The 23,253-nt window shown below is 61.7% G+C and carries 8 protein-coding genes; all 8 read right to left on the bottom strand.

What is annotated here, in order from left to right; translation table 11 throughout:
* Positions 1-142: 142 nt before the first annotated feature.
* Complete coding sequence (locus HV753_RS12690; RefSeq protein ID WP_175174848.1) at positions 143-1,249, bottom strand: substrate-binding domain-containing protein; 1,107 nt, start codon at positions 1,247-1,249, stop codon at positions 143-145.
* 259 nt (positions 1,250-1,508) lie between these two features.
* The gene (locus HV753_RS12685) at positions 1,509-2,717 is read right to left on the bottom strand and encodes a substrate-binding domain-containing protein (protein WP_175174847.1); all 1,209 of its coding nucleotides are present in this window, start codon (positions 2,715-2,717) and stop codon (positions 1,509-1,511) included.
* Positions 2,718-2,765: 48 nt separating this feature from the next.
* Positions 2,766-15,386, bottom strand: a complete 12,621-nt coding sequence (locus HV753_RS12680) for a filamentous haemagglutinin family protein (protein WP_175174846.1) — start codon at positions 15,384-15,386, stop codon at positions 2,766-2,768.
* Positions 15,387-15,602: 216 nt separating this feature from the next.
* A complete protein-coding gene (locus HV753_RS12675; protein WP_175174845.1) occupies positions 15,603-16,802 on the bottom strand; it encodes a substrate-binding domain-containing protein in 1,200 nt (399 codons plus the stop codon).
* Positions 16,803-17,346: 544 nt separating this feature from the next.
* A complete protein-coding gene (gene gspF / locus HV753_RS12670; protein WP_175174844.1) occupies positions 17,347-18,549 on the bottom strand; it encodes a type II secretion system inner membrane protein GspF in 1,203 nt (400 codons plus the stop codon).
* Between the two features lie 11 nt (positions 18,550-18,560).
* Positions 18,561-20,009, bottom strand: a complete 1,449-nt coding sequence (gene gspE, locus HV753_RS12665) for a type II secretion system ATPase GspE (protein ID WP_175174843.1) — start codon at positions 20,007-20,009, stop codon at positions 18,561-18,563.
* On the bottom strand, positions 20,006-20,506 hold the full coding sequence (locus HV753_RS12660) for a biliverdin-producing heme oxygenase (protein WP_175174842.1): 501 nt from the start codon (positions 20,504-20,506) through the stop codon (positions 20,006-20,008). The genes gspE and HV753_RS12660 overlap by 4 nt, the downstream gene beginning before the upstream one ends.
* Positions 20,507-20,643: 137 nt before the next feature.
* Positions 20,644-23,178, bottom strand: a complete 2,535-nt coding sequence (gspD, locus tag HV753_RS12655; protein WP_246288254.1) for a type II secretion system secretin GspD — start codon at positions 23,176-23,178, stop codon at positions 20,644-20,646.
* Positions 23,179-23,253 lie beyond the last annotated feature (75 nt).

The following is a 23,253-nucleotide window of genomic DNA, read 5'->3' as shown; positions in this document are numbered from 1 at the left end:
CTGATTGAAAGTCAAAGAGATCGCAGCCCGGACCACTCCTATCCGTCGTCGGGTGTGCGCATCTAATAGCGTTGTCGTCGCTTGCTAGACCCGGTGGGAAGCCGTTTTTGTTCGCCTAGCAACTACTCGTGACCAGACGGGATTAACTGGGGCGACCAATGCCATTACAAACATCAGGATTGCCGATGCTCAGCGGAGTCACCAGGGCATAGAAAGTATCCCAAACCGCCTGCTTCCATACGCTCGGAAGCGGATACGCGGTCACGGGATCGTTGCCGCCGGTGTAGTGCGCGTTAAAGAAGGAGCGGATTCTGGCGTTGTCGATGGGGTTCGCGTAGCACTGGCTGAAAATCAAGTTGGTCGTTGCGACGATCGGATAACCAGCGGTCGGGTCAGGATTGTTGATGCCCCAAGCCAAGGGGTTGGCCCGCGCTCCACCGGTCGGGATAGGGACATCTTGCAGTGCAAGCTGTAGACTCGCCGCGGAAGGTAGCCAGCCATTGATGGTTGCAACTTTGGTCGGATCCTCGGAGGCAACGAAGTCGGGGCTGACGTAGCCAATTGAGAAAGGCGTTGTGGTCACCGCAGAGACCACTGCATTGCTGCCAGAGGCACCGACGTAATTCGGGCCACTGACGTCCGCCACAGAGGCGAAGGTGCCGCTCACCGACGGTATTGCGGCGCTGTTGACTGCATTGAGGTGGCGTGTGAGCATCTCCGTAGCGACATTACTGTCGAGCCGATAGACCACGGTGATTGGCTGGCTGGGGCCGCCGACGGCACTCCAGGTCGTGATGTTGCCTGCGAATATATCGGCCAGTTGCTGGCTGGTCAGGTTCAACGAGGTCAAACCTGGCACATTGAATGGCACAGAAACCGTAGTAAGTGCCACCGGTACTTGAATCAGCGGACCGAATATGGACAAACTGTTGGCTGCGTATCCAGCCGCTTGGGCTGCGGTAACCGACGATTCGCAACCCGCATAGTCCACCGTGGTCCCAGCAGGCAGTCCGAGCCACATCGAGTCGTTGCTAAAGAACGCTTGGTGGCCTGCACCACAGCCGACCGGGACGTAGGGTGCGAAACCCGGCAAAGGAACGTTGGTCAAGATGCCGCTGCCTACCGCGGTGCCATAGTATTCGGCGGGCAGTGTGGAACCACCGCCGATGACTTGTTGGGTAAGCGCGGCTGGCGCACCCAGCGCCGCCGCTGACGCCAATAGGAGTCGATACACACTGAGGCGTTTCATGATTTGCTCCTGGTCATAGAGAAGAGTTTGTTGCCGAATATTCCCTACAGGGCTTGGGTGCCAAAGCCCAGGATCTTTACCGAGATCAACGATGGCCGGTATTGGCCCGCCGTCGCCTTTTGCAGATGTACTACCTCCGCGGTGGCCCCGGCCGAAATACTCGGCGCGCCGCGTGCTGGCACTGGAGCCCATTCGAGCCGCTGGTGCCGCGATGCCCTTCAATACACGAGCTCCTTTGGTTTTCCTCCGGTCGAGCCAGTCAGGCCGGCCGACCTACGCCGGTGCAAACGTCGGGATTGCCGATCCGCTGCACGCTGTCGTTGCCGAAGAACGCGTTGAAAATCGCGCTCCTCCAGTTCTCGGGCAACTTGAAGAATGAATGCTCGGCGATCATCGCGTCGTTCACGGTTGAGCCGGGCGCATAGTGCTGCGACAGAAGTTGGCGAATACGGGTTGCGTCGACCAGGCTCTCATAGCACTGACTGAAGATCAGGTTGGTCGCGCCCACGATCGGATATCCCTGGACGGGATTCGCTAGAGGACTCGAGCCTGAAGCGACAAAGCCGATGCCCCAGTTCCGCGCCTGAAGAGCAGACGCACCCGTGGGAGGATCGATGTCCGTCAGCGCGTTCGTAATGTTGACATCGGGTGGTAGCAGGTTCTGAGTCACACCGCCAATCGTGCGGGTGATCGCCACGACCTGGGTCGGATCGTTGAACGCCACCTTGTCCGGGCTGACGTAGGTGATGGAATCGGGGTGCGCCGCCAGGGCCGCCACGACGCCGTCGTCACCCGTAGCAGCGATGTACTTACTGGTATTGCTCACGTTCACCACAGATGCGAATGTGTTACGGAACGCAGCTACTAGGGCTGGATTCACGGCGTTCAGGTGACGCAGGAAGATCTCGCTGGTGCCGCTGCCCTCAGAACGGTAGATCACCTTGATCAGGCGGTTGCCTGGCAGGAACTCGAAGCCGGGAATCTGGTTCCAGCGAACGACCATCGGGTCAGCGAAGATCGAAGCCAGTTGGGCGCTGGTAAGATTCACAGCTGAATACCCCGTGATGTTGTAGGGCACTGCGACTGAGGTGAGCGCCGTTGGAATCTGAATCAGGGCACCGTAGCTCGCGGCACCGAACGTAGGGTGGGCGTTGTAAGCATCCTCCTCAATCGCAGTCACCAAAGAGTCGCTTCCGGCGTAGTCCACCGTGGTACCCGGGCTCAAGACGAGCCCGGTAGGGTCGAGTAGCACGGGATCATTATTGAAGAAAGCGGCCTTGCCCAAACCGCTACCGACACCGACATAGGCACTAAATCCCGGCAACGGTGATCTGACTAGGATGTCGTCGTTGTAGAGGTCTTCCGGCAGCGTAGCTCCGCCGCCTACGACCTGCGCCGTCGACGGGTTCGGCACACCGATGGTTGCCAATGCCATCAAGGCGGGTCCCGCGAGGTCTCTGATGTTCATGATCGCTCCTTTATGTACATACATGAGAGAGGTAGATGTGGCCGCTGTCTATATAGCCTCGTCGCCAAATCCAAGTATCTGTACTGAGATCATCGAAGGCTGGTTCTGGCGCGCCGCAGCTTGCTGCTGACGCACCACTTCGCTTGCCGCTTGGGTTGCAGATGAGGCCGCTGCGCTTGCGGAAGTCAGTGCACCGACATTGACGGCCGCGAGCACAGGAATTCCTCTGGCCTCGCCTTGCACCTGAATGTTCGCCGCATTGACGACGTGAAGCGCCGCGATGTTGACGTTGCCCGAAACACGAATACCGGCCTCGCCGGCGTCGATAGTGCCTAGCGGGGCGATCAGGTCGACATCGCCAGGCTCCACTTCGGGAATGGGGTTAAGCGTGGCGATACCTGCACCGGTGCTGGGCACGTCCGGCGAGATTTCCACATTGCCCACATCGTCATAGACCCGTCGGGGCGGGGTATAGACCACAGTGGTCTTCGAGCCCCGACCGGCGTTGATATCGCCTTCCGCGGACCAGGCCAGTATGTCGCCGCCGAACGTGGTCATGATGCGGCTTTGGCCCAACAGGATGCTGTCGAAGGAGTAAAGCTGAATGTTGCCCTGCCCACGCGTAATCAAGCCCGCCGTGGAGGGCGGTGCTTCGCCCTCGACACCGTAGGTCTGGGTGCCACCTGGAGTGAGGACCTGGATGTCACCGCCAAGGTCAGTGTGAATGCCGGCCCCTCCATATAAGAGAACACTGCCCTCGTAGGCGATCTTGTTGGCCTGCGCATCTGCGGTCGGGAATAATGTGGCAATGGCATTGCGTCCGCGCAGGTAGCTCCCGGGCCGCAGGCCGTCCGGGTCGTTGTACTCGCGGCCGCCTTCTCGCAATTCGGCGAAATAGATCTGTCGTGCGAAGATGCGCTGTTGTTCGGACGCCAAGCCCGTGAAGTACGCAAGCGCCTCGTCGGCCGATCCCTCAAAACCATAGCGATCCCCCAGCCATTCGACCAACTCGTTCTCGTAGGTCTTCGCAACCTTGCCCGGTTGATCGGCCAAGGGGGTGCCCGTCTCCGCGAGGTTAGCCAAAGTCAGATACTGGTCGATGAGGGCCTGGTAGTTGGCGCCGTGGGTACCAAGACCAGCCTGCAGGACAACACTGGCTCCGGGACGGCTGTCACCTGGAAGGATGGGCCCGATGCTATTCACCGCCGTCTCGCCGTATATCGGCTGCCCCTGTAGGGTTTGACCGACCTGGCCAGCCATCAGGATATTGCGGCCAGCCGTAATCTCCAAGGTACCGGGGCCTGCTATGTCAAACGCGCTATAGAGAATGTCGCGACCCGCTTCGACGATGGAGACGTCGGTGATGTCGTTGTGAACGAATAAGTTGCCGGTTCTGGTGCCATTTCCGCTCCCTGAAGCGGTCTGTCTAATCTCCTCCGGAATTCCAGACGGTTGGCCAAGCACTGTCCCGGATCGGACGATATCGCGCCCCGCCCGCATCCACACGGGACCAGCGCCCTCGTACCAAGTCTGGCCGAGCCGCCCGCCGAACGTGAACTCTAGGATTCCGCCACTTTCCAGACCAACGATGTCGCCGTCCCGCGCGTACAGTCTCACGGGTGCTTGCGTTCGCTGCGTAGCATTGGCCGCATTATTTGCGCCGAACGCGAAGATCGGAAACCTGCCAATAGTGACATCCGGCAAGATCGCCTCATTCGACAGGTTATCTACTTGTAGCGCCCCGCTCGAGGACTGGCTGGCGGCGAAGGCCGGCCGGAACGGTGTAGGTATGGCGTCGACGCCAGCCCCGGACTGGGTGATAGCAAAGCCTCCAGCATAGATTGAGTCCCCCGCCAAGACGCTCAGCTTGGCATTCATCGAGGGCGCCAGGATCAAGGACGACATCGGATCTCCTCGCAGGAACACACTGCCCGATGCAGCCGATGCATTCAACTGGGACGGATAAACCAGACGGCCGTCAGTGGCGGCATAGTCGCGCTGATAGGGGCTTAGATTTGAGTTCAGATCCAACTGGGCCACAGGCGCAAGATCGCCCCCCCCTGACATCAGATTAATGGCGGTATTCTCGGTCCACAACGAGAACCAGCCGTAGCCGCCCGATTGGTAAGGTGTCTCGCCGTAGGTGTAGGGCAACGAATCCGGGAGTCGCACCCGTCCCGGATCTCCGCTGCCGGCTAGAACGAGGTCGCCACGTGTAGCCAGCGCAGCTGTGGCATCGCCCAACATCAAAACGATGCCACCCGTAGGCGTACCGAGCGTGGCCGTATATGGATCGTAGGCACGCACCTCGCTGGAATTGGATTGATTTATAGCGGTGCGGTAATGAGTCAGGGCGATGCCACCCAACTCACCTGCCTGCATCTGCACGGCACCGCGCAGATTCGTCAGCACGCCGTTAAGATCTGGGTTCTGCAATCGGTAGTCGTCAGCAGCAGCGTCGGGGCTGCCGCTGCTGGAGGTAGCACGCGCCTGCAGCCCGGCGTTGACGTCCCCACCGACGTGCAATCGCAGATCTCCCCCCCCCGTGAGTAGAAGATCGCCATCGCTCGTGACGCGTCCGCTACTCCCTATAGCAAGCACCAAACCTTCGCTACGAGGCACGTTGTTGTAGGCCACACCGCGACGAGACAGCAGGCCTGCGTTACCGACCACCTCGACAGACAGGTTACCTCCCCCCAAAGTGCCAATCCCAGTAAACCCCACCAGTTCCGGTATGGCAGCTACTGCTTCGCTGTCCACATTGCCCAAGTTGTAGGTAGTGTTCGTCACGCGCGCGCCACGGATATAGGTGCCGAAGTTGATCCACCAACTGGTCGCGATAGGGTCCACACCAACTGTGCCGCCACTGGCTTGGCGCCACAGCCAATTGCCAATGTTTGCACTACCGCGCTGCGGCCTCAGATCCTCGCCGGGATTGCCCGGCTCGTAGGTCGCAAGCAGGTCGCCAGTTAGATTACCGCCCGCACGCAGCAGCAGGTTGCCACCGCCATCTGGGTACCAGGCCGCGTAGGTGTTGTTCGGGCCGCCGTCTACCAGCGATTCGTAGATCGGGCCGGTACCTTCTTCTCCTTCGATCGGTTCGGCACTACGACTGGTGTTCAAGTACGTACCGTCAGCAGCCTTGCCACGCGCGCGATCAAAGGCAGCAGCCTCGCCCCCGGCCTGAGACGCCGTGGCGGTCCCCGCCGTGTAGATACCGTATAGCGATTGCATGGCGACATCGCCGCCGGCGATCAGATCAAGATCGCCGGTCCCCGTGCGTAGCACACTGAAGTTCTGCGCCACGGGGATCACTTTGGTCACATCGCCAACGACGACTTGGTCGGGCGTGCCGGGAATTGGTTCGCCCAAGGAAACGCAGAAGCCATCGGCACACAGGGACTCCCACTCGGGCGGAACGGGCGTCCCTGGGACGAACCCAAAGAGTTCACCCTGTTCGTTCCAAACGTAGGTGACGCGATCGCAAAAACCATCACTGCACAGCGACTCCCATTCCGATGGTACTGGCGTGCCTGGCTCAAATCCGAACAGCTCACCCAGTTCATTCCAATACCAAGCTCCTCCCGGCTGTTCCGGCGTACCGGGGATGACGATTCTCTCGTGCTGGTTGAAAAGACTGTAGTGGCTATCAGCAAGTACAAGCCGGCCGTTCGCTCCGGGCCGCGTCAACCGGGGATCGGCAGCGGCGGTGTCTGCGCCGGCCACCAGCCGCAGGCTCCACGACAAGGACCCCTCCGGCAGCATGGCCGCGACCGCCCAGTTGCGTCCCATGTGGTCCCCAGTCACAGTGCGCAGCGGCACCGACACGGCATCGCCTGGCAGCTTGACATCTGTCATGGAAGGAATAACGGCGCCCACGGGTAACGCGACGCTCGCAGCAAGCGTTGCTGTAACAGGAAGCGCCACGTTCGCCGGCCAACTCATCGCCGCCAATGGAACCGCCTGCAGTAGCCTCGACCCGGCATCCAGGCGGGTTCCAGCCGGCAGTGTCACTGCGGTGTCCATGACCGTGCCTGCCGCGTACAGGATAGTGCCGGACGCATCACGAACGGCAGCGCGCAGCACCGTTCCTGACTGCACCGTCAGGTCTGACGCCAGAACACCCTGTATCGGTAGCTCCGTCCCCGCCGGCAAAGTCATGTCCGCAAGTGGTACGGCGTAGTTCAGTGTCTTGCCAGCAGGGAATCGGGTACCCATGGCAAGCTCCACTCCCGAGCCGGGCACGATGACGTCTCCGCCATAACCCTGCACGCCCGGAGTCAATACCCAGCCGTTATCGTCCGGAGTGTCCGGCGGTGGCGCAAAACCGTCGTTGACACTCCCGAAAATAGATAAGTCGCCACCGGCACGAATTGCCAGTGCACCCGCTTCGCCTGAGCCATACACTGACGTCCGCTGCGTGTGGGGATTCAGACTCGCATAGCGGTGACCCGACAGGTCAAGATCGCCACTCACGATAATGTCGCCATCGGACGTGGCGCTGACGATCTCCACCCCAGGGCGCAGGTGGAAAGCATCCCGATAGGTGGCGTTGTTCAGCCCCGCCAGCTTGTTGCCCAGCAAATCGCTGTTGGCCAGCGCCACATTGATGAAGTCCGTGCTATCGGCGTGCTTGGCATCCAAGTAGGCCTGATCGATAACCTGGTAGGGTCGGCCGCTGGCAGCCTCGTCGGTGCCGTAGGCGGCATCGTCGTAGCGCTGCATGGCATTGACGGCAATGGACCGAGCGCCCTGAATGTCCACGCTGCCGCTGGCATCGATATCGATATCGCCCGACGTCGCGCCGCCCAGGCGCGGGGCGTTCAGTTCCAGCGTGCCACGGGCGCGGCCATCGTGCTGGCCCTTGCCCGTCCCGACTTCGGCCTCAGTCCCATGGCGCAGGTCGATACGCGCACCCTCGGCCAGTGTCAGTTGACCATCTCCCGAGTTCAGCTCGACGATGGCGCGGTTGGGGCTGTCGATGATCTGACCGTAGCTGTCCACGCGCAGCACGGAGCCATGGGCGTCGAGTACCGCGCTGCCGGCCAACGTCAGGCCTTGCCGGCCCGCCAGGCGGATGGAGCCAACCCGCTCTCCGCTCGCGTCGATAACGCCGTCCACGGTGAGGCGGCCATTGTCCAGGGAGACATTGACCTCCGTTGCCTTGAGATCGCTGCCGATGGTCAGGTCACCTTGCTTGAGCTGGAAGCTGCGCAGGCCAATCACCTCGCCATCGTTCAGACGCTGGTTGAGCGCGGCGAATTGCTCGCTCAGACTACCCGTCTCCCCCAAGCGCTGGGCGTAGATGTCGACCCCGCCGGCAAGATAGGGCACGAGAGTGCCGCCAGCGTTGTAGTGCCCGCTTGCGCTGCCGAGAACCTGCCCTTGCAGATCCACCAATCCGGCACCTTCGCTGAGCGCAACGACGGTCAACCGGCCCGCCTGGTTGTACTCAGCCGACAAGTCGATGGTCGAACCCGAGGCTTGGCGGATGTTGCCGGACCTGCTGTCCAGCTTTACATCGCCGCCCCAACTGTACTGGGTGGCATCCTCATCGTCGAAGAACTCGATGCTACGCCCGGACAGATCCAGATGCGCGCGCGCCCCAAGCGATACATCGCCGCCGGCGCTCAACGTTAGTTTTCCGCTGGGTAGCGCCACGGTGGTGTCCAGGCTCAGCCCTTGGCCTGCAGTCAGCGACAACTCTGCCCCAAGATCAGCGACCTCGGACGAATCGGTCGCCCCGGCTTCGGGGGCCATCGTGGTGATGCTGCCCCCAGCGGTGATTGCATTGACCGAACCGGCTTCACCGGTGAGCAACGGCGTAACGAGGCTGAGGTTACCGCCACTGTATTGATAGCCCTCCCCACTCACGTAATCGCCCTGGCTCTGGTAAACCAAGAGCGAACCCTTGTGGTTGGCTGTGATCCGGTCACTGGCACGCAGGCCGACGTTGGCAAAACCCAGCGCTAAACGATCCACTGTGCTTACGCCATCGGGTTGGCTATTTGCACCATAGCCAAACTCGATCCGTTTGGCCTCGATTGCCAGAGTGCCCGTCCCGGTCCCTGCACCACCCGATGCCACGGCCCCGGGCGTGTCGCCAGAACCATTCCAGATCAAGTTGCCGGTTTGGATCAGCGCCACATCGTCTGACCCACCATAGCCATAGATCGCCGGTGTGGTCAGAATCAGATTGTCCAACAAGGACACTCCATTTGCATCGAGGGTGGATAGCGTTACTGTATCGAAGAAGTTGACCGACTGGCCGGCGATCAGCTCCAGCGTCTCGAGAGCTGGTGCTCCTGTGCTTGTATCTCCTTGCAGTAGGCGTTCCATTACCTGCTGGTTCAACACCAGACCCGCGGTCAACGAACCGCGCGCAGATGCCGCAGCCAAAGCCTCGGCGCTACCGATGTTGAAAGCACCGACGCCCAGGCTTAGGTGGCGGGTCCCGTAGCGCACCGCATCGTCGAGTTCAAAATCGTTGTCGGTGACGAAGGCAATGCTGCCCTCGGAGTACAACTGGGTCGTTCCTGTGCAGTCATCCGACGTGCATGTGCCGATACGGATCGGTGTGGCGTGTTCGCTGCCGCTCGATTGTGCCGCTAGCCATTGCAACCGGCCATTAGACACGGCAAGCACACTGGCTGCGCCAGGCTGGTAGATAAATCCGTCACTTGAGTCGTAGGCGGCAGCGCCTTGGCCTAAAGTTCTGATCGACGAACCTTGCTCGATTTCGATGGTGCCACTATTGGATCCGATTCCTTGCGCAATCAGCATCACTTCGGGCGCGGCGAGCTCCGCACCACTGCGCATGATGATCGACCTTGCCGGTCCACCCCCGCGGTCAAACCGGATCAAATTGCCACCTTGGCCATAGATAGCTTGCGGCATGCCGCCGATCGCAAGGCGGTTCACATCGACTTTGCTCAAGTCCGATGCCCGCACGGCCACGCCACCTTGCATGTCCGGCTCGGCACGGTCACCGAGAATTTCGATCCGGTCCCCAAGCACCGCGAGGGTACTGCCGTACCCGTGCTCTGCAGCGTCGCCACGTACCATTCCGTCGAATCGGAAGCTGATCTCGTCACTATCGACGTCGCGGTCGACCAATTGCAGCCGTAGCGTTTTGGCATCGGCCTCCAATTGCGCACGCGGTACACCCAGCCGGGCGGCATCCCCGCGGACGAAATCGGCATATGTCGTTTCGTTGTACTGGGAATAGGTGCGCAGGGTATCGGCCGCGGTCAAGATCACCTGACCGGCTAGGTTGTCGCGGATCTCCGTGCCGGCAATCGACATCACTCCGGAAGTGGACCAGGAGCCGTTGCGCAGGGCCGTCGTGGTGGTCGTTGCGCGCTGCCCAGAAAAACCGTTGATCTCCACCCGGAACGCCCCGGGCAGCAAGGCGTAGGTTGAAGGCAGCAGCGTATACGTCCCAGCGGGCAGACCCGGAACGCCAGCGCCAATAGTGATCTGCTGGCCGAGTATTGGATCGACTGCGCCGGCCTCGCTGGCGGCACTAGGCGCGAGGCCCCCTTGCACGCCTGGCACAATCGCGTAGACCGGGTTGGTATCTAGCCCAGGCAGATTAAAGCCGTGCCTGCCGACCTGCACCAGCGGGTTATAGCGTGCATCAGTGGAACCGCCACGGCCCGAGACGAATCCCGCGCCGGCCAACTCGCCACCGCCCGACAGGTCAATAATTGCACCTTCGTTTACGTCGACGGTTTGTCCGGTCAGCGTAACGCTGCCGATAGCCAACGTACCCACACCCTGCAACGTGACCTGCTCTCCATCGTATTCCCATGTCACGCCGTCGCTAGTACCTCCATAGGGCATGATCAGCCCGTTTGCACTGGCCGAGGTCAGGCTTCCAGCTAGTAAGTTCACTGTCCGGGTGGTACCGCTTGTCGCCTGAACGCCGAGGTTCAATTCGCCTAACGGCGCACGCAGAATAGCCCCCTGCTCGATCGTACGTGCTCCAAGCGTCAGCCTGCCGAATACCGAGTATGGCAACTCTGGGCTCTCATCGGTCGTGCGGCCGAGCTTCAGTATCCTTTCAGGATCAAAATCTCCACTGCTGCTACCTCGCCAGCCCGCGTAGACCGTCGCATTCGCTCCCGTGGCCGGATAAATTTGCGCTGCCGCTAAGGTCAGATCACCCGGAGTGTTCAATACAGTGCCATCGATCACGGTCGTAGCAAGGAAACGCATATCGCCCTGGCTCACCAGTTCCACTTCATCGAATCCACGGCGGTCGACAGCCGTTGCGAGGCCCTCAGTTACCGACGTGCCTCCGCGGGCACCGAAGGCGACCCCATCGCGCATTTCCAACAACTTGCCTGCCTCCGCGCGGAAGCTGCCCACTGGCGCCTGCGTGGATATGCTGCTGACCCCGCCTCGCACTGTCGGTCGAATGTAGTTCTGAAGCGATTCTGTTGCACCGGCACCGGCCAACCTGATGTACGGCGCCGCCAATTCGATGCGGCTGTCTGCTGCAGCGGAATCCGACAGCCCGATCGCGCCGGCATACAGACTCAACGACTGCCCCAGCGAGAGCGAAACATCGCCCTCAAAGCTGAGCAGTCCGTTGCTAACCAGCACTAGGTTATCGAAGCCGCCGCCCTTGACTTGGGCGACATCGAGGCGGCCACGGCCGTACACCAGCGACCCAACTGCCTCTTCGGCATCAATCCCTGATGCGAGGCCGCTTCCCGCGCTGTTCTGAGTCACAACCAACTCACGTACTTGGCGGACCGGTTCACCGGCATCTTCGCTTCGATAGAGCGGCGCTTCCAGAACGGCCGTCAGAGTGCCACCGGCCGCGCCCGCGCCACCCGCTGCCGCGCGCATCAGACCATCTAGGTAGAGCCCATTGCTCGACGCCAAAGTAATACTGCCACCGGCGCTGGCAACCTCGACCGCACCTCGGCCCGGTATGTCCAACACAGCGCTGGAGCCCGAAGCGTCGAGTAGCGCCCCATCGCGTATGACTACGAACAGGTTGTCAGGGTTATTGTTCCCGGTCGCGGCGCTCTGGCGCCCGGCCTCGCCGGTTTCCGGGTCGAATTCGCCACCGATGACGATGTTTCCACCTGCACTCACCCTGCCATAACGATTGCCAAGTTCATCAATTGCCGTGACCGCGCGACCGGCTACGTCGAGTACGGCGTGCTCTCCAATCCAGATAGAACGGCCGTGGCCCGCCGCATCAGCCGGTGTAGTGTCCGGGAAGACTGATCCGAGGACGATTCTTCCGCCCTGCGCGGAGAGTGCTCCGTCCACAGTCAACTGGCCGATGCTGCGCACCGCGATGGCCTGGCCCGGGTCGACTTGCACGACAGCGTTACGTCCGATCACCGCCTGTATGTTCGCTTGGTCCTCCGGCGGCGACAAAAGCGTTCCTGCCTGCAGACTGAGGCTCGCACCGCTACGCTGCGTGAGCATACCCGCGACGGGATCCTCCCCGTACAACGGCGGTGTCCAAACCTCCAAGGCTAACGGCGGCATCTGGCCGGTCTCAAGAGACTGCGCGTCTGGACCAAGACGATATACCGGCATGAGCACGTCGACTTGTGTACCCTCAGCTACGTCTACACCTCGGTTGCCGGTGACTCGGTAATTGGAGAAACCTTTGTCAAAGAAGTTACCTGCTATCTGCAGGGACCCAGCCTCTTCATCCTCCGTTTCCGAGCCGATCAGGATGCTGCCGGCCTGCAAGTCCAACGTCCCGCCGCCCGCTACACCATAACCGCGGAGGTCACCATGCAGCGAAAACACGCCACTACTTGAAGAGCTGTTGGCATTGGCCGCAAGCGTGATGTTGCCGCCACGACCGCCTTGAAAGCTGCCGTCATATAGCACGGCGGCACCAGACGAAACGTCTATCAAGCTTTGCCGACTTAGGATTACGTCACCGCTGCTGCGAATCGACACGCTCCCGCCGTCCTGATAAGGCAGATTGGCGAGGTTCTCCGGGTCCAGAAGCAAGTTGCTCCATAGTCCGCTCACGTCGATCGCCGCGCCGTCAGCCACTTTGACGGATGCTGTAGAGCCGGCGGTCCCGGTAAGAGTTGTGTCTTCGATCCGGGCATTGCTGCTGACCTGATTTAGCACGTTGCCTAACCGAATGAGGCCACCATGGCTTGTCAAGTTGGCATTGACTTCGACCTGTGGACCGTAAAGCGTGATCTCTCCCGCAGGGTTAACGACAAGATCACCGTCCACCGCGATGCCGCCGCGCGCCGCGATCCTGACCGTCCCCAATCCGAAGCCGTTCAACTGCTCCGTGTCGAGGTAAAGCGTGTCCTGGCGATCTTCCGGCAGTTCCGTGCCGAAATCCAATCCGGCCGCGATCTTGTCGTCCGTAGTGCCGAGAATCACGTCCTGGATCGTGCTCCCATCGGCCGTAAGGCGGTATTGCAGCGTGCCGCTGTCCTTGACGTAGTACGGTGTATAGCTGCCAACCACCAACTGGGCACCCCGCGACACCGCGTCCTGCGACTGGTAGTAACCATCCAGCACTGCCTGCGGTGGCCGCGTTTGACGATCCCCCTGGAACGTCTCGCCCACGATGTCGCCTTCCACCACCGCATTGCGCGTGCCTATCACGAGTACGCCAGCGTCTCGGCCTACCGTATAGCCGGGTTCGTAGCGACGCGCGGGGCCGATGAGGGGACTGTAGTAGTACTCGGTGTTCCCCCAGCGCGCGCTGGTGGTCTCATAGCCTCGGTACAGCCCGGTATAGAGCAGGTCTCCAGGGGCGTTGGAGACCTCGTACAAACGACCGTCGCTTCCTCGAAGCCACGATTGCCGGATGTACCCACTTTGCACATCCAGCGTGCCACCCGAAAGATTGATCTGCGAGTCGGCCTGCGTGACGACCTCATTACCCGTGAAGCGTACCGTCCCTCCCTGGGCCATCCATTCACCTACGCTGTGGCCGCTGGTGGCTAGATACCCGCTCACTTCAAGTAAGCCGCCCGCCGTGTACCAACGATCGTTCTCCGCCCCGTTAGTGCCGGCAGGTACGTAAATCAACGAGCGGCGATCTACCCAAATATCGCTGCTGTTCAGGCCACCACTATCGCGGTTGCCGGGGCTATCGCGCTGCTCGTTGCCCTGCACGTTAATCGCGAGGTTGTTATCCTCCATCGCAACTTTGACACCGATCGCACCAGAAACGTCAAGCGCAGCGCCGTCGCGTACCAAGGCGCGCGATCCTGCGTCTACGCCGATCTGACCGCCTGTAGCCAACGTCAGCGAGCCAGACTCGAAATCTACTGTGCTCCCACTCTTGATCTCAATCAGCGACAGGTCGCGCCGATAGGGGTCGGCGGGGACGATGCCGTTGTCGGTGTTATCGACGACAGGTGCCAGCAGGCTGTCCCGCTGACCGTCCAACGCCGTGGCGTCGGTGTCTTCCAGCAGGACGGCCGTAACGGCGTCCTTACCGAGAACCACTCTACCACCGGCACCGGTGGCGTTAAGGTGTATCGTCCCGCGAACGTCTAACGAGGTCGTCGCCAACACCACGCCTTCCTGCACCACGTCGGTCCCGGTGAGCGTAACGTCGCCCGTGGGCGCCTGAATCAATCCCTTGTTGATGACAGTTCCACCGCCACCGGCGGTTACCTCGTTGCCGCGCGTAGTCGATGTCTGGTTGCCCTCGGTACCGTACCCCTTCCTGATGACGAAGTTGTCACCGGCAGCCAACGTCACTTGTCCCGTGGGGGCCGATAGTGTGCCCCTGTTTTCCACCTCCTTACCCAGTAGCAGTACGTAGCCGCCGCCGGTAGTGGAACTTGCCGGTTGTGCTGTCTGGATCACCGCACCAGCCTCAATGCTGACTTTGCCGGTTGCATCGGTGAAGGTAGGATTGGTGCCGTTGTATAGGCCGCTGTTGCGGAACTGCGGGTCCGTGATGTTGCCGGCCGCGACAACCAGATTTCGCACGTTGACCTGGCTGGTTCCCGTGAAGATGACACCATTCTGATTAACGACCATCACCGTGCCATCGCCTTTGATGGCGCCCTGAATCTGGCTGGGTCGAACGTCGGCGCCGACAACGCGATTCAGTACGGAATCACTGGATTGCTGTTGAAAATCGACCGTTGTGTTGCGGCCAACGTTGAACGAATCCCAGTTCAGAATGGCCTTACTCTCGGTCTGCTTGATGCTCACCGTGGTCTCGTGGCCGTCGACCTGCTGCACAGCACGTTCGGCACCTGTCCATGCCAGCAAATCGCCATTGGCATCGCGGTCCCATAGCCCACCTCGCACCAGACCGTCCGGCACGTCGCTGGATGCAATACTGGCCGCATCTCGAGCCGCGCGTTGCGCTGCTTGCTGAGCGGCAATGGCGGACGCCGTTCTCTCCAGATTCGCAACCGATTGCTGTAGCTTTTGCCGGGCGGCTTGTTGCTGTCTGAGAGTCGCTGCCTCAATCCCGGACTCGGGCCTCGCGTGCGGGCGAGCAACGCGACCGGCGCTTCCGCTTTGCGGCGCCGCAAACCACGCTCCACTTACTGGCGATTGCGCGTGGGACGGCACAGTTGATGTCCCCAACACAGCTAGAGTCAGCGCTTCGACGAGCGGCAGTAAGCGCAGACGGCGCACAGTATCAGAAGAGGAGTTAGGAGTGCGCGGACGTGGTTGGTTCATCGTTGGATCACCAAAAATCTAGAATGAGCAGACGTAGGCAACTGGTTTAAATACGGCCCTGTTACTTACTGCGGAAGGCGCGAGGCTAAATTCAGCCCCGATCGAAACCCCAAAAGCCGGATAGGTGCTTGGGCACCTATCCGGCCTGGAAGCGGATCTGAAGTGAACCGGCGGTGCTACACACCGCCAGAGCGATTCATATCCTAGATGTGCGCATCAGCTCGGGCGACCGCTGCCGGTGCAGACATCCGGATTGCCGACCCGCTGGGCGCTGGCGGTATCGAAGAACGCGTTGAACACGGCGCTCCTCCAGTTCTCGGGCAGCTTGATGAACGAATGCTCGGCAATCTTCGCGTCGTTGACCGTGGAGCCGGCGGCGTAATGCTGCGTCAAGAACTGACGAACGCGATTCGAGTCGGTCGCATTGGCGTAGCATTGGCTCAAGATCAAGTTGGTCGCGCCAACAATCGGATAGCCCTGCGAAGGATTGGCGATGGGGCTCGTGCCACTCGCAACGAAGCCGATGCCCCAGTTCCGCGCCTGAAGAGCAGCCGCACCTGTGGGAGGATTGATGCCCGTCAGTGCGTTCGTGACGTTGACCGCAGTCGGCAGCAGATTCTGCGGAACGCCGCCGATCGTGCGGCTGATGGCCACGACTTGGGTCGGATCGCCGAACGCCACCTTGTCCGGGCTGACGTAGGTGATCGAATCGGGGTTCGCCGCCAGGGCTGCCACGACGCCATCGCTGCCGGCGGCGGGGATGTACTTGCCGGTATTGCTGACATTGACGATGGACGCGAAGGTGCTGCTGACGCCTGTTACCAGACTTGGGCTCACGGCGTTCAGGTGACGCAAGAAGATCTCGCTGGTGCCGCTGCTCTCGGAACGGTAGATCACCTTGATCAGGCGAGTGGCCGGCTCGCTCTCGAAGCCGGGGATCTGGTTCCAGCGAACGACGGTTGGGTCAGCGAAGATTCGGGCCAGTTCGGTGCTCGGCAGGTTCACCGCGGTGCGTCCCGTGATGTTGTAGGGCACCGTCACCGAGGTCAGAACCGTCGGCACCTGGATCAGGGCACCGAAGCTCGCGGCGCCGAGCGTGGGGTGTGCGTTGTAGGCATCTTCTTCAGCCGCGGTCACCAGCGAGTCGCTGCCGGCATAGTCCACGGTGATTCCGGCGGCCAGGCCGAACTGGGTGGCGTCGTTGTTGAAGAACGCCGTTTTGCCGCCGCCGCTGCCCACACCGATGTAGGTGTTGAAGCCGGGCAACGGCGCGCGCACCAGGATGTCGTCGTTGTAGAGATCTTCGGGCAGCGTGGCGCCGCCTCCGACCACTTGAGCTGACGCCGCACCGGCTACCGCCATCATGCCGACCGCAAAGATCGCGGACAGCGCCTTGAGTTTGAATACGGATTTCATCGAATACTCCTAAAGTAGATCTGAGAGATTGAGACATCGAAAACGAACTGACCAGACTTGTGGGCGCCACATCCGGAACTCATGCACCACGCCCCGTCACCCTTTGGGTCGACATGCCGCCATTGCTTTGGCGACGAGTTAAGTTTGAAGACTCGCGGTGACATCCTGTTGAACAAGAAACCCCAACACGATCCAAAATTCTCCCGAGTTTTCATGCACTTACAGCGCAGTCGAACCATCGACCAAACTGGTCGAAATGCACTCAACACGACATTGCAAAGCGCGCGCAAGCCATTGATTTTTGGCCTCGAATCGACGGCAGGCACTTCGATCGCGAACATGCTTCGGGCATCCTCGTCAAGCTCCACGGACCAGGACTCGATGACCGATCCTCCCGAACATGCGAATAACGCACGGGAGAACGTGTCCATGACGCGTCTTTGAGCAACTTCGCGAGCGCTACGTGCAGCGCCCCCCATCGCCAAGAGACGGGGGAAAGGGACCTGGGCAGGTCCTGGATTCGTGGAGTCAGGTCTGTCGTCCATCACTGCACCATCTGATTGATTTCCATGATCGGCAGCAACACGGCCAGCACGATCAACATCACCACACCGCCCATGCCAAGGATCATCAAAGGTTCTAGCAACGCGGTCAGTCGCGTAGCGCGGCGCTCAAGATCGCGTGATAGGTTGGCCGCAGCGCGATCGAGCATCGGGGCGAGCGCGCCTGTTTTCTCACCACTGGCTACCAGGTGGATCAGGTTCGAGGGAAACACCTTCTGCACCCGCAGTGCGGGTGCGAGTGGCGCCCCTTCCCTGACGCGCGCGGTGGTATCGGCCACGCAGCGCTTGAGCCGGTCGTTACCCATCGTCTGGCGTGCAGCATCGAGCGCACGAAGTAACGGCACACCGGCGTCCATCAAGATGGAGAGCGTCGACGCGAAGCGCGCAGTGTTCACGCCCAACACGTACTTGCCTATCATCGGCACGCTGAGCAGAGACGTGTGCCAACGCAGGCGCACACCGTCGTCGCGAAGCGACCAACGCCAGAGCGCGAAGGCGCCCACCAGGACAACGGTGGTGAGCCATCCCCACTCGCGAACATAGCTGCTTGCGGACAGCATGACCTGCGTGATCGTGGGTAGCTCCTGACGCGCCTGGGAGAAGGCACTCACCACTTGGGGCACGACGTACCCAAGCAGGAAGATCACGATGCACACGGAGACAAAGGCTACGACTGCGGGGTAGATGAATGCCGTGAGCATCTTGCTGCGCAAGTTGTCACGGCCCTCCAGGTAGTCGGCCAGCCGCTCCATCACACGCGCCAAATCGCCAGAATCCTCTCCGGCGCTCACCAATGCGCGATAGATCGAAGGGAAGTCGCGGGGGCGCTCGGCCAATGCATGGGCGAAGCGCATGCCGCCGCGGACGTGGTTGCACACGTCTGTCAGCGCCTCGGCCACCACCTTTTTCTCCGCCTGTTCGATGGTGGCCATCAGGGCCGATTCCAACGGGAGCCGAGCCTCTAGAAGACTCGCCAGCTCTCGCGTGGCCCAGCACAGGTCCGCCGCACTGAGCTTGGGACCGAGCCAAGAGAGGCCGCCTCCTGATGCGGTCTCGTTTACATCCAGGGCGGTCAACCCACGTTCGCGCAGTTGCAGCCGCACTGCTCGTGACGAATCGGCTTCCATCACACCGGCCTGTATCTGGCCCGTTGCATTGGCGGCTTCAAACTGGAATCGCGGCATCGTTTGTCCTCCTAGCCGTCGTCGCGCGTGACGCGCAGGATTTCGTCGGAGGTACTGATCCCTGCCGCGACCCACCGCTGCCCGTCTTCGCGCATGGTGCGCATGCCGCGGCGGCGCGCCGCCTCGCGCATGGCGTGCTCGTTGCCGCCGTCATGGATGATTCGACGAATCTCGTCGTCGATCACGAAGAGTTCGTGAATGCCAGTACGTCCCTTGAAGCCTGATTGGTTGCAGTGCGCGCAGCCCACAGGGACCCAACGGGTACTGCCGTCGGGCTCCTGCTCGGCGCGCTTACATTCCGGGCACAGGCGTCGCACCAGCCGCTGAGCGAGCACGCCCAAGAGCGATGACGACAGCAGGAAGGGTTCGATCCCCATGTCGGTCATGCGCGTGACCGCGGAGATCGAATCGTTGGTATGCAGCGAGGCGAGCACCCCGTGCCCGGTCAGCGACGACTGAACCGCGATTTGCGCGGTTTCCAGATCGCGTATCTCGCCGATCATGATGTTGTCCGGATCCTGCCGCAGCGCGGCGCGCAACGCAGCCCCGAACGTCATGCCGATCTTGGTATGCACCGGAATCTGGTTGACACCCGGTAAGTCGTACTCGACAGGGTCTTCCACGGAGAGGATGTTGCTCACGCTACGGTCAAGTTCGCCGAGCGCGGCGTAGAGCGTGGTGGTCTTGCCGCTGCCGGTCGGCCCGGTCACAAGTACGATGCCATGCGGCTGTCGGATCAATCGCGTGAGTTCCGCGAGGGTGTCGGGCGCAAGACCCAGGCGCTGCAGTTGTAGTCGGCCGGCGTCCTTCTCCAGCAGGCGCAGTACGGCGCGCTCGCCGTGCACCGTGGGTACGGTGGACACCCGCACATCGATGGGACGTCCGCCCACGCGCAGGGTAATTCGCCCGTCCTGTGGGATACGCTTCTCGGCGATGTCGAGCTGCGCCATGATCTTGATACGTGAGATCAGCGCGGCGTGCAGTGCCTGGCGCGGCGAGACCACGTCGCGCAGCGTGCCGTCCACGCGGTATCGCACGACCGAATGTGTCTCGAACGCCTCGAAATGCACGTCGCTGGCACCATCTCGCGCTGCCTGGGCGAGCAGCGCGTTGATCATGCGAATGACAGGAGCATCGTCCGACGCGTCGAGCAGGTCTTTGACCTCTGGCATGTCCTGCATCAGGCGTTCAAGATCCACTTCTGACTCGGCCGCGCCGACCACGGCGGCAGCGCTACCCGTCTCCGCGTAGCTGGCGGACAGTAGCGCATCCATGTCCTCTTCCGACACTTCGTGCCAGCTATGGATGCCGGTCTGACGCTGCGCTTCGGCGACGGCCCAGCCTGGCGTGCGTGCACTGAACGCGAGTTCCATGACGTCGCCTTCCCTGCGCACGGCGACGCGCTGCGCACGCGCCCAGGCATGCGGCAAGACGGGAGTCGGCTGCAGCACGGCGCTCATGGGGACTCCAGCCTCACATAGTGGTTCAGTTGCCTGACGGCATGCTCCGCCCCGATGATGACTTCTTCCTCCTCGGTGGGCAGCATCGTCAGGGTGTCCAATGCCCCATTGAGCGCGCGCCAGCGTTGCATGGCCACTTCCGAGGTCTTGTTCGGGTAACGGTTGCCGAAGCTGCCGTTCAATCCTCGCCTGCAGGTCAGTCGATGCAGCGCAATCGCGTAGAGATTGGCGGCCTCGCCCACGAACAACCATCCCAATGCAGTGGTCCAGGCTTGCTCAACGTCCATCAGCCCCGTCCCGGGCGCGGGCAGCGCGCATCGCAGGGCGCTCAGTTGATTGGCGATCGCGGGCAGGCGACGCCATTCCTGCAAGTCCGGCAGCGCGATGCGAAGCACTCGATTGGCGTAGAGTGCGTCGATGTCCCGGTGCAGGCGGTACAACACACGCAGGAACCCGGCATAGTGTTCAAGGCTTGCTATCCCGGCGGCGACCTTCATATCGAGTGCGCAGTGGGCAGCGTCGGCCACAGCGATCAGGCATCGGCTGGGGGTGGGCTCGAACCGCGCGACGGATGTTGCCCGTCGTGCCCCTACTGAGGCACGGTACAGGGCGAGCCGTACGGGCTGGACCGCGTTCATGGAGTGACCACTATTTCCGGGTGGTAGCCCAGTTCGCGCAGTACACCCGTCGCGGTATCGACGGACTTCGCGTCTCGCGGCAAGTCGACCCGCACGGCGTAGCCGGTGCCGCCCGGGCCGGTCACGATATAGGCGGGCATTCCACTGATTCGCACGCGCTTGGCCACGCGCACGGCGTCATCCTCCTCGGAGACATCAGCCACCTGCAATACGCTCTTATTGTTCTCGGGTGCTGAATAGAGCACTGCCGGATCGCCGGTGACGCCGACGTTGGATGGCAACCGAGACCGCATTTCGGGTTCGTGCGGCTCGCTCTCCGCTGGCCGTTCGCGCACTTCGCTGGAGGACTGCGTAGCGGGTGCCTGTTGCTCACGCGTTTTGCTCCACTCCTCCGGCCGGAGGTCCACTTCGGGTTTTCGGCCCGCCACGGGTACGTCAGCGGGCGGCAGGATGGGAGCAGCCATGTCGGGCAGCAGTGGATGCTTGCGTGGCTGCATCCGGCTTTGCGCGTTGCGCATGAAGTTGTAGCGGTCCTGTGTCAGACCTCGCCCGGCATTGGCGTCACGGATCACATAGGGACGCAGGAAGACCATCAGGTTCGTCTTCACACGCTGTCGCCGGTCATAGCGAAACAGATTGCCAAGGAATGGAATCGACCCGAGCACGGGGACCGAATCCGAGCCGTTGGTGACGCTGTCCTCCAACAGCCCGCCTAACACCATGATCTGCCCGTCATCGAGCAGCACGCTGGTATCGAGCGCCCGTTTGTTGGTCACGATGCCCGCAACCCCGGAGTTCTGTTCGTCGATGCTCGACACTTCCTGGTAGATATCGAGCTTGACGGTTCCGCCTTCGGAGATCTGCGGCCTTATTTTGAGCTGCAGACCAATGTCTTCGCGTTGCACGGTCTGGAAGGGATTGTCCGAGCCACCGCCGCCCGGCGTGATGTACTGCCCGGATACGAAAGGCACCGTCTTGCCGACGATGATGGATGCCTCTTCGTTGTCGAGCGTCATGATGTTCGGCGTCGACAGGATGTTGGCGCCGCCCTTGGTTTGCAGGGCACGTGCCAACAAGTTGAGATTGAGAATCTCGCCGACCCCTGGCAGATTCACGGTGCCATCGACAATGCCCAGATTGAGCCCCGGGGGCAACAGATCGATCGAGTTGTTCGCATTGACGTTCAGACCAGCGCCACCGCCAAGGTTGGTACCGCCGATGAAGCGGCCGTTGTTCCGCATCCATTGAATGCCAAGCTGCGAAGCATCCTCTTCGGTGACCTCCACGATCAGGCTTTCGACCAGCACTTGCGCACGCCGTTGGTCGAGCAGATCGATGACTCGACGCACGCTGCGATACATGGGCTCGGGTGCGGCGATGATGAGCGTGTTGGTAGTAGCGTCGGCCTGAACCGTCACGCCGTTGGCCGAGAACGCGGTACCCGTATCCGGGCTCCCGGGGATCCCTGCCTGCGCGCTGTTGGCGCCAGTGCCGCCGCCGGCAGCGCCAAAGCGCGTGCTGCCGCCAGTGCTGCTACCCGTCGTACCGATCGAATTCGTGCTCGATGATGAGGAGGTACCCGTTCTCGCTTGGCTGCTCGTTCCACCGGTCGCCCCAACGCCACCCGACATCCCACCCGCCCCAAGCGCGGCCCGGGCGCTGTCGCCGCTACCCAGTGCGGTGCTTCCCGAGTCACCGGTCAGCAGCCCTCGGAGTACACCGGACAAGTACGTCGCCTGGGCGTTGCGCAGGTACACGACGTGAAGATTCCCAGGATCGTCCTGCGAGTTGTCGAGCTGGACGATTAGGTCTCGCGCCAGCGCTGTGCGCGCCGGGCTGCTGGAGCGGATGATCACGCTGTTCGAGCGCGGGTCGGCCAGCACCGCGATGTCCCGCCGGGTATCGTTTCCGTTGCCTTGGAGCAGTTCGTTGGCGAGCCCTGCGATATCGACCGCCACGCCGTTGTAGACCTTGACCACGGCGGTGTCGAGCGAAGTCGGTGTATCGATGCTTTCAACAATGCGCGCGATTCGTTCGAGATTGTCGACGTAGTCGGTGATCACCAGCGTGTTGTTCGCCGCGTAGGCGGCAATGCTGTTCTCCGGCGCGATCATCGGCTTGAGCACAGCGACCAGCGCCTCGGCGTTCTCATAGGCCAGCCGAAACGTGCGCGTCGCAATGCCACCGCCCGGCGCGGTGGCATTGACGTCGCCGCCTTGCACCTTGGCGTCGGCCACCGGGACGACGCGGCTGACGTTACCGACATCCACGATGGTGAAGCCGCGCATGCGCAAAGCCGACACCAGCATGTCGTAGGCCGTATCCGAGGGGATCTCACCATCGGACACGAGGGTGATCTGACCCTTGACGCGCGGATCCATCAGGAAGTTGCGGCCCAGGAATCGGGATAACGCCGAGATCACCGCCTGGATATCCGCATCGACGAAGTTCAGTACCGACTTGTCTTCGGCACCAGCGATAGGCCGACGGGCCGCCCTAGTCCCTGTTGTTGAAGCGCGGCTTTGTCCCACTGGGCGCACCACGCGCCCCTCGCCGCCGGACGCGGTCGGCGTCCCAGGGGCGGGTGGCGGCGCGACTGGCCGCGT

It is taken from the genome of Achromobacter pestifer, assembly GCF_902859625.1.
Taxonomy (GTDB): Bacteria; Pseudomonadota; Gammaproteobacteria; order Burkholderiales; family Burkholderiaceae_B; genus Achromobacter; species Achromobacter pestifer.
This window is presented reverse-complemented; position numbering and strand designations above follow the sequence as displayed.

Excerpts from the sequence above, each read along its gene's own strand:
- HV753_RS12690 (WP_175174848.1), bottom strand. The coding sequence starts at position 1,249 with ATGAAACGCCTCAGTGTGTATCGACTCCTATTGGCGTCAGCGGCGGCG.
- HV753_RS12685 (WP_175174847.1), bottom strand. The coding sequence starts at position 2,717 with ATGAACATCAGAGACCTCGCGGGACCCGCCTTGATGGCATTGGCAACC.
- HV753_RS12680 (WP_175174846.1), bottom strand. The coding sequence starts at position 15,386 with ATGAACCAACCACGTCCGCGCACTCCTAACTCCTCTTCTGATACTGTG.
- HV753_RS12675 (WP_175174845.1), bottom strand. The coding sequence starts at position 16,802 with ATGAAATCCGTATTCAAACTCAAGGCGCTGTCCGCGATCTTTGCGGTC.
- gspF (WP_175174844.1), bottom strand. The coding sequence starts at position 18,549 with ATGCCGCGATTCCAGTTTGAAGCCGCCAATGCAACGGGCCAGATACAG.
- gspE (WP_175174843.1), bottom strand. The coding sequence starts at position 20,009 with ATGAGCGCCGTGCTGCAGCCGACTCCCGTCTTGCCGCATGCCTGGGCG.
- HV753_RS12660 (WP_175174842.1), bottom strand. The coding sequence starts at position 20,506 with ATGAAGGTCGCCGCCGGGATAGCAAGCCTTGAACACTATGCCGGGTTC.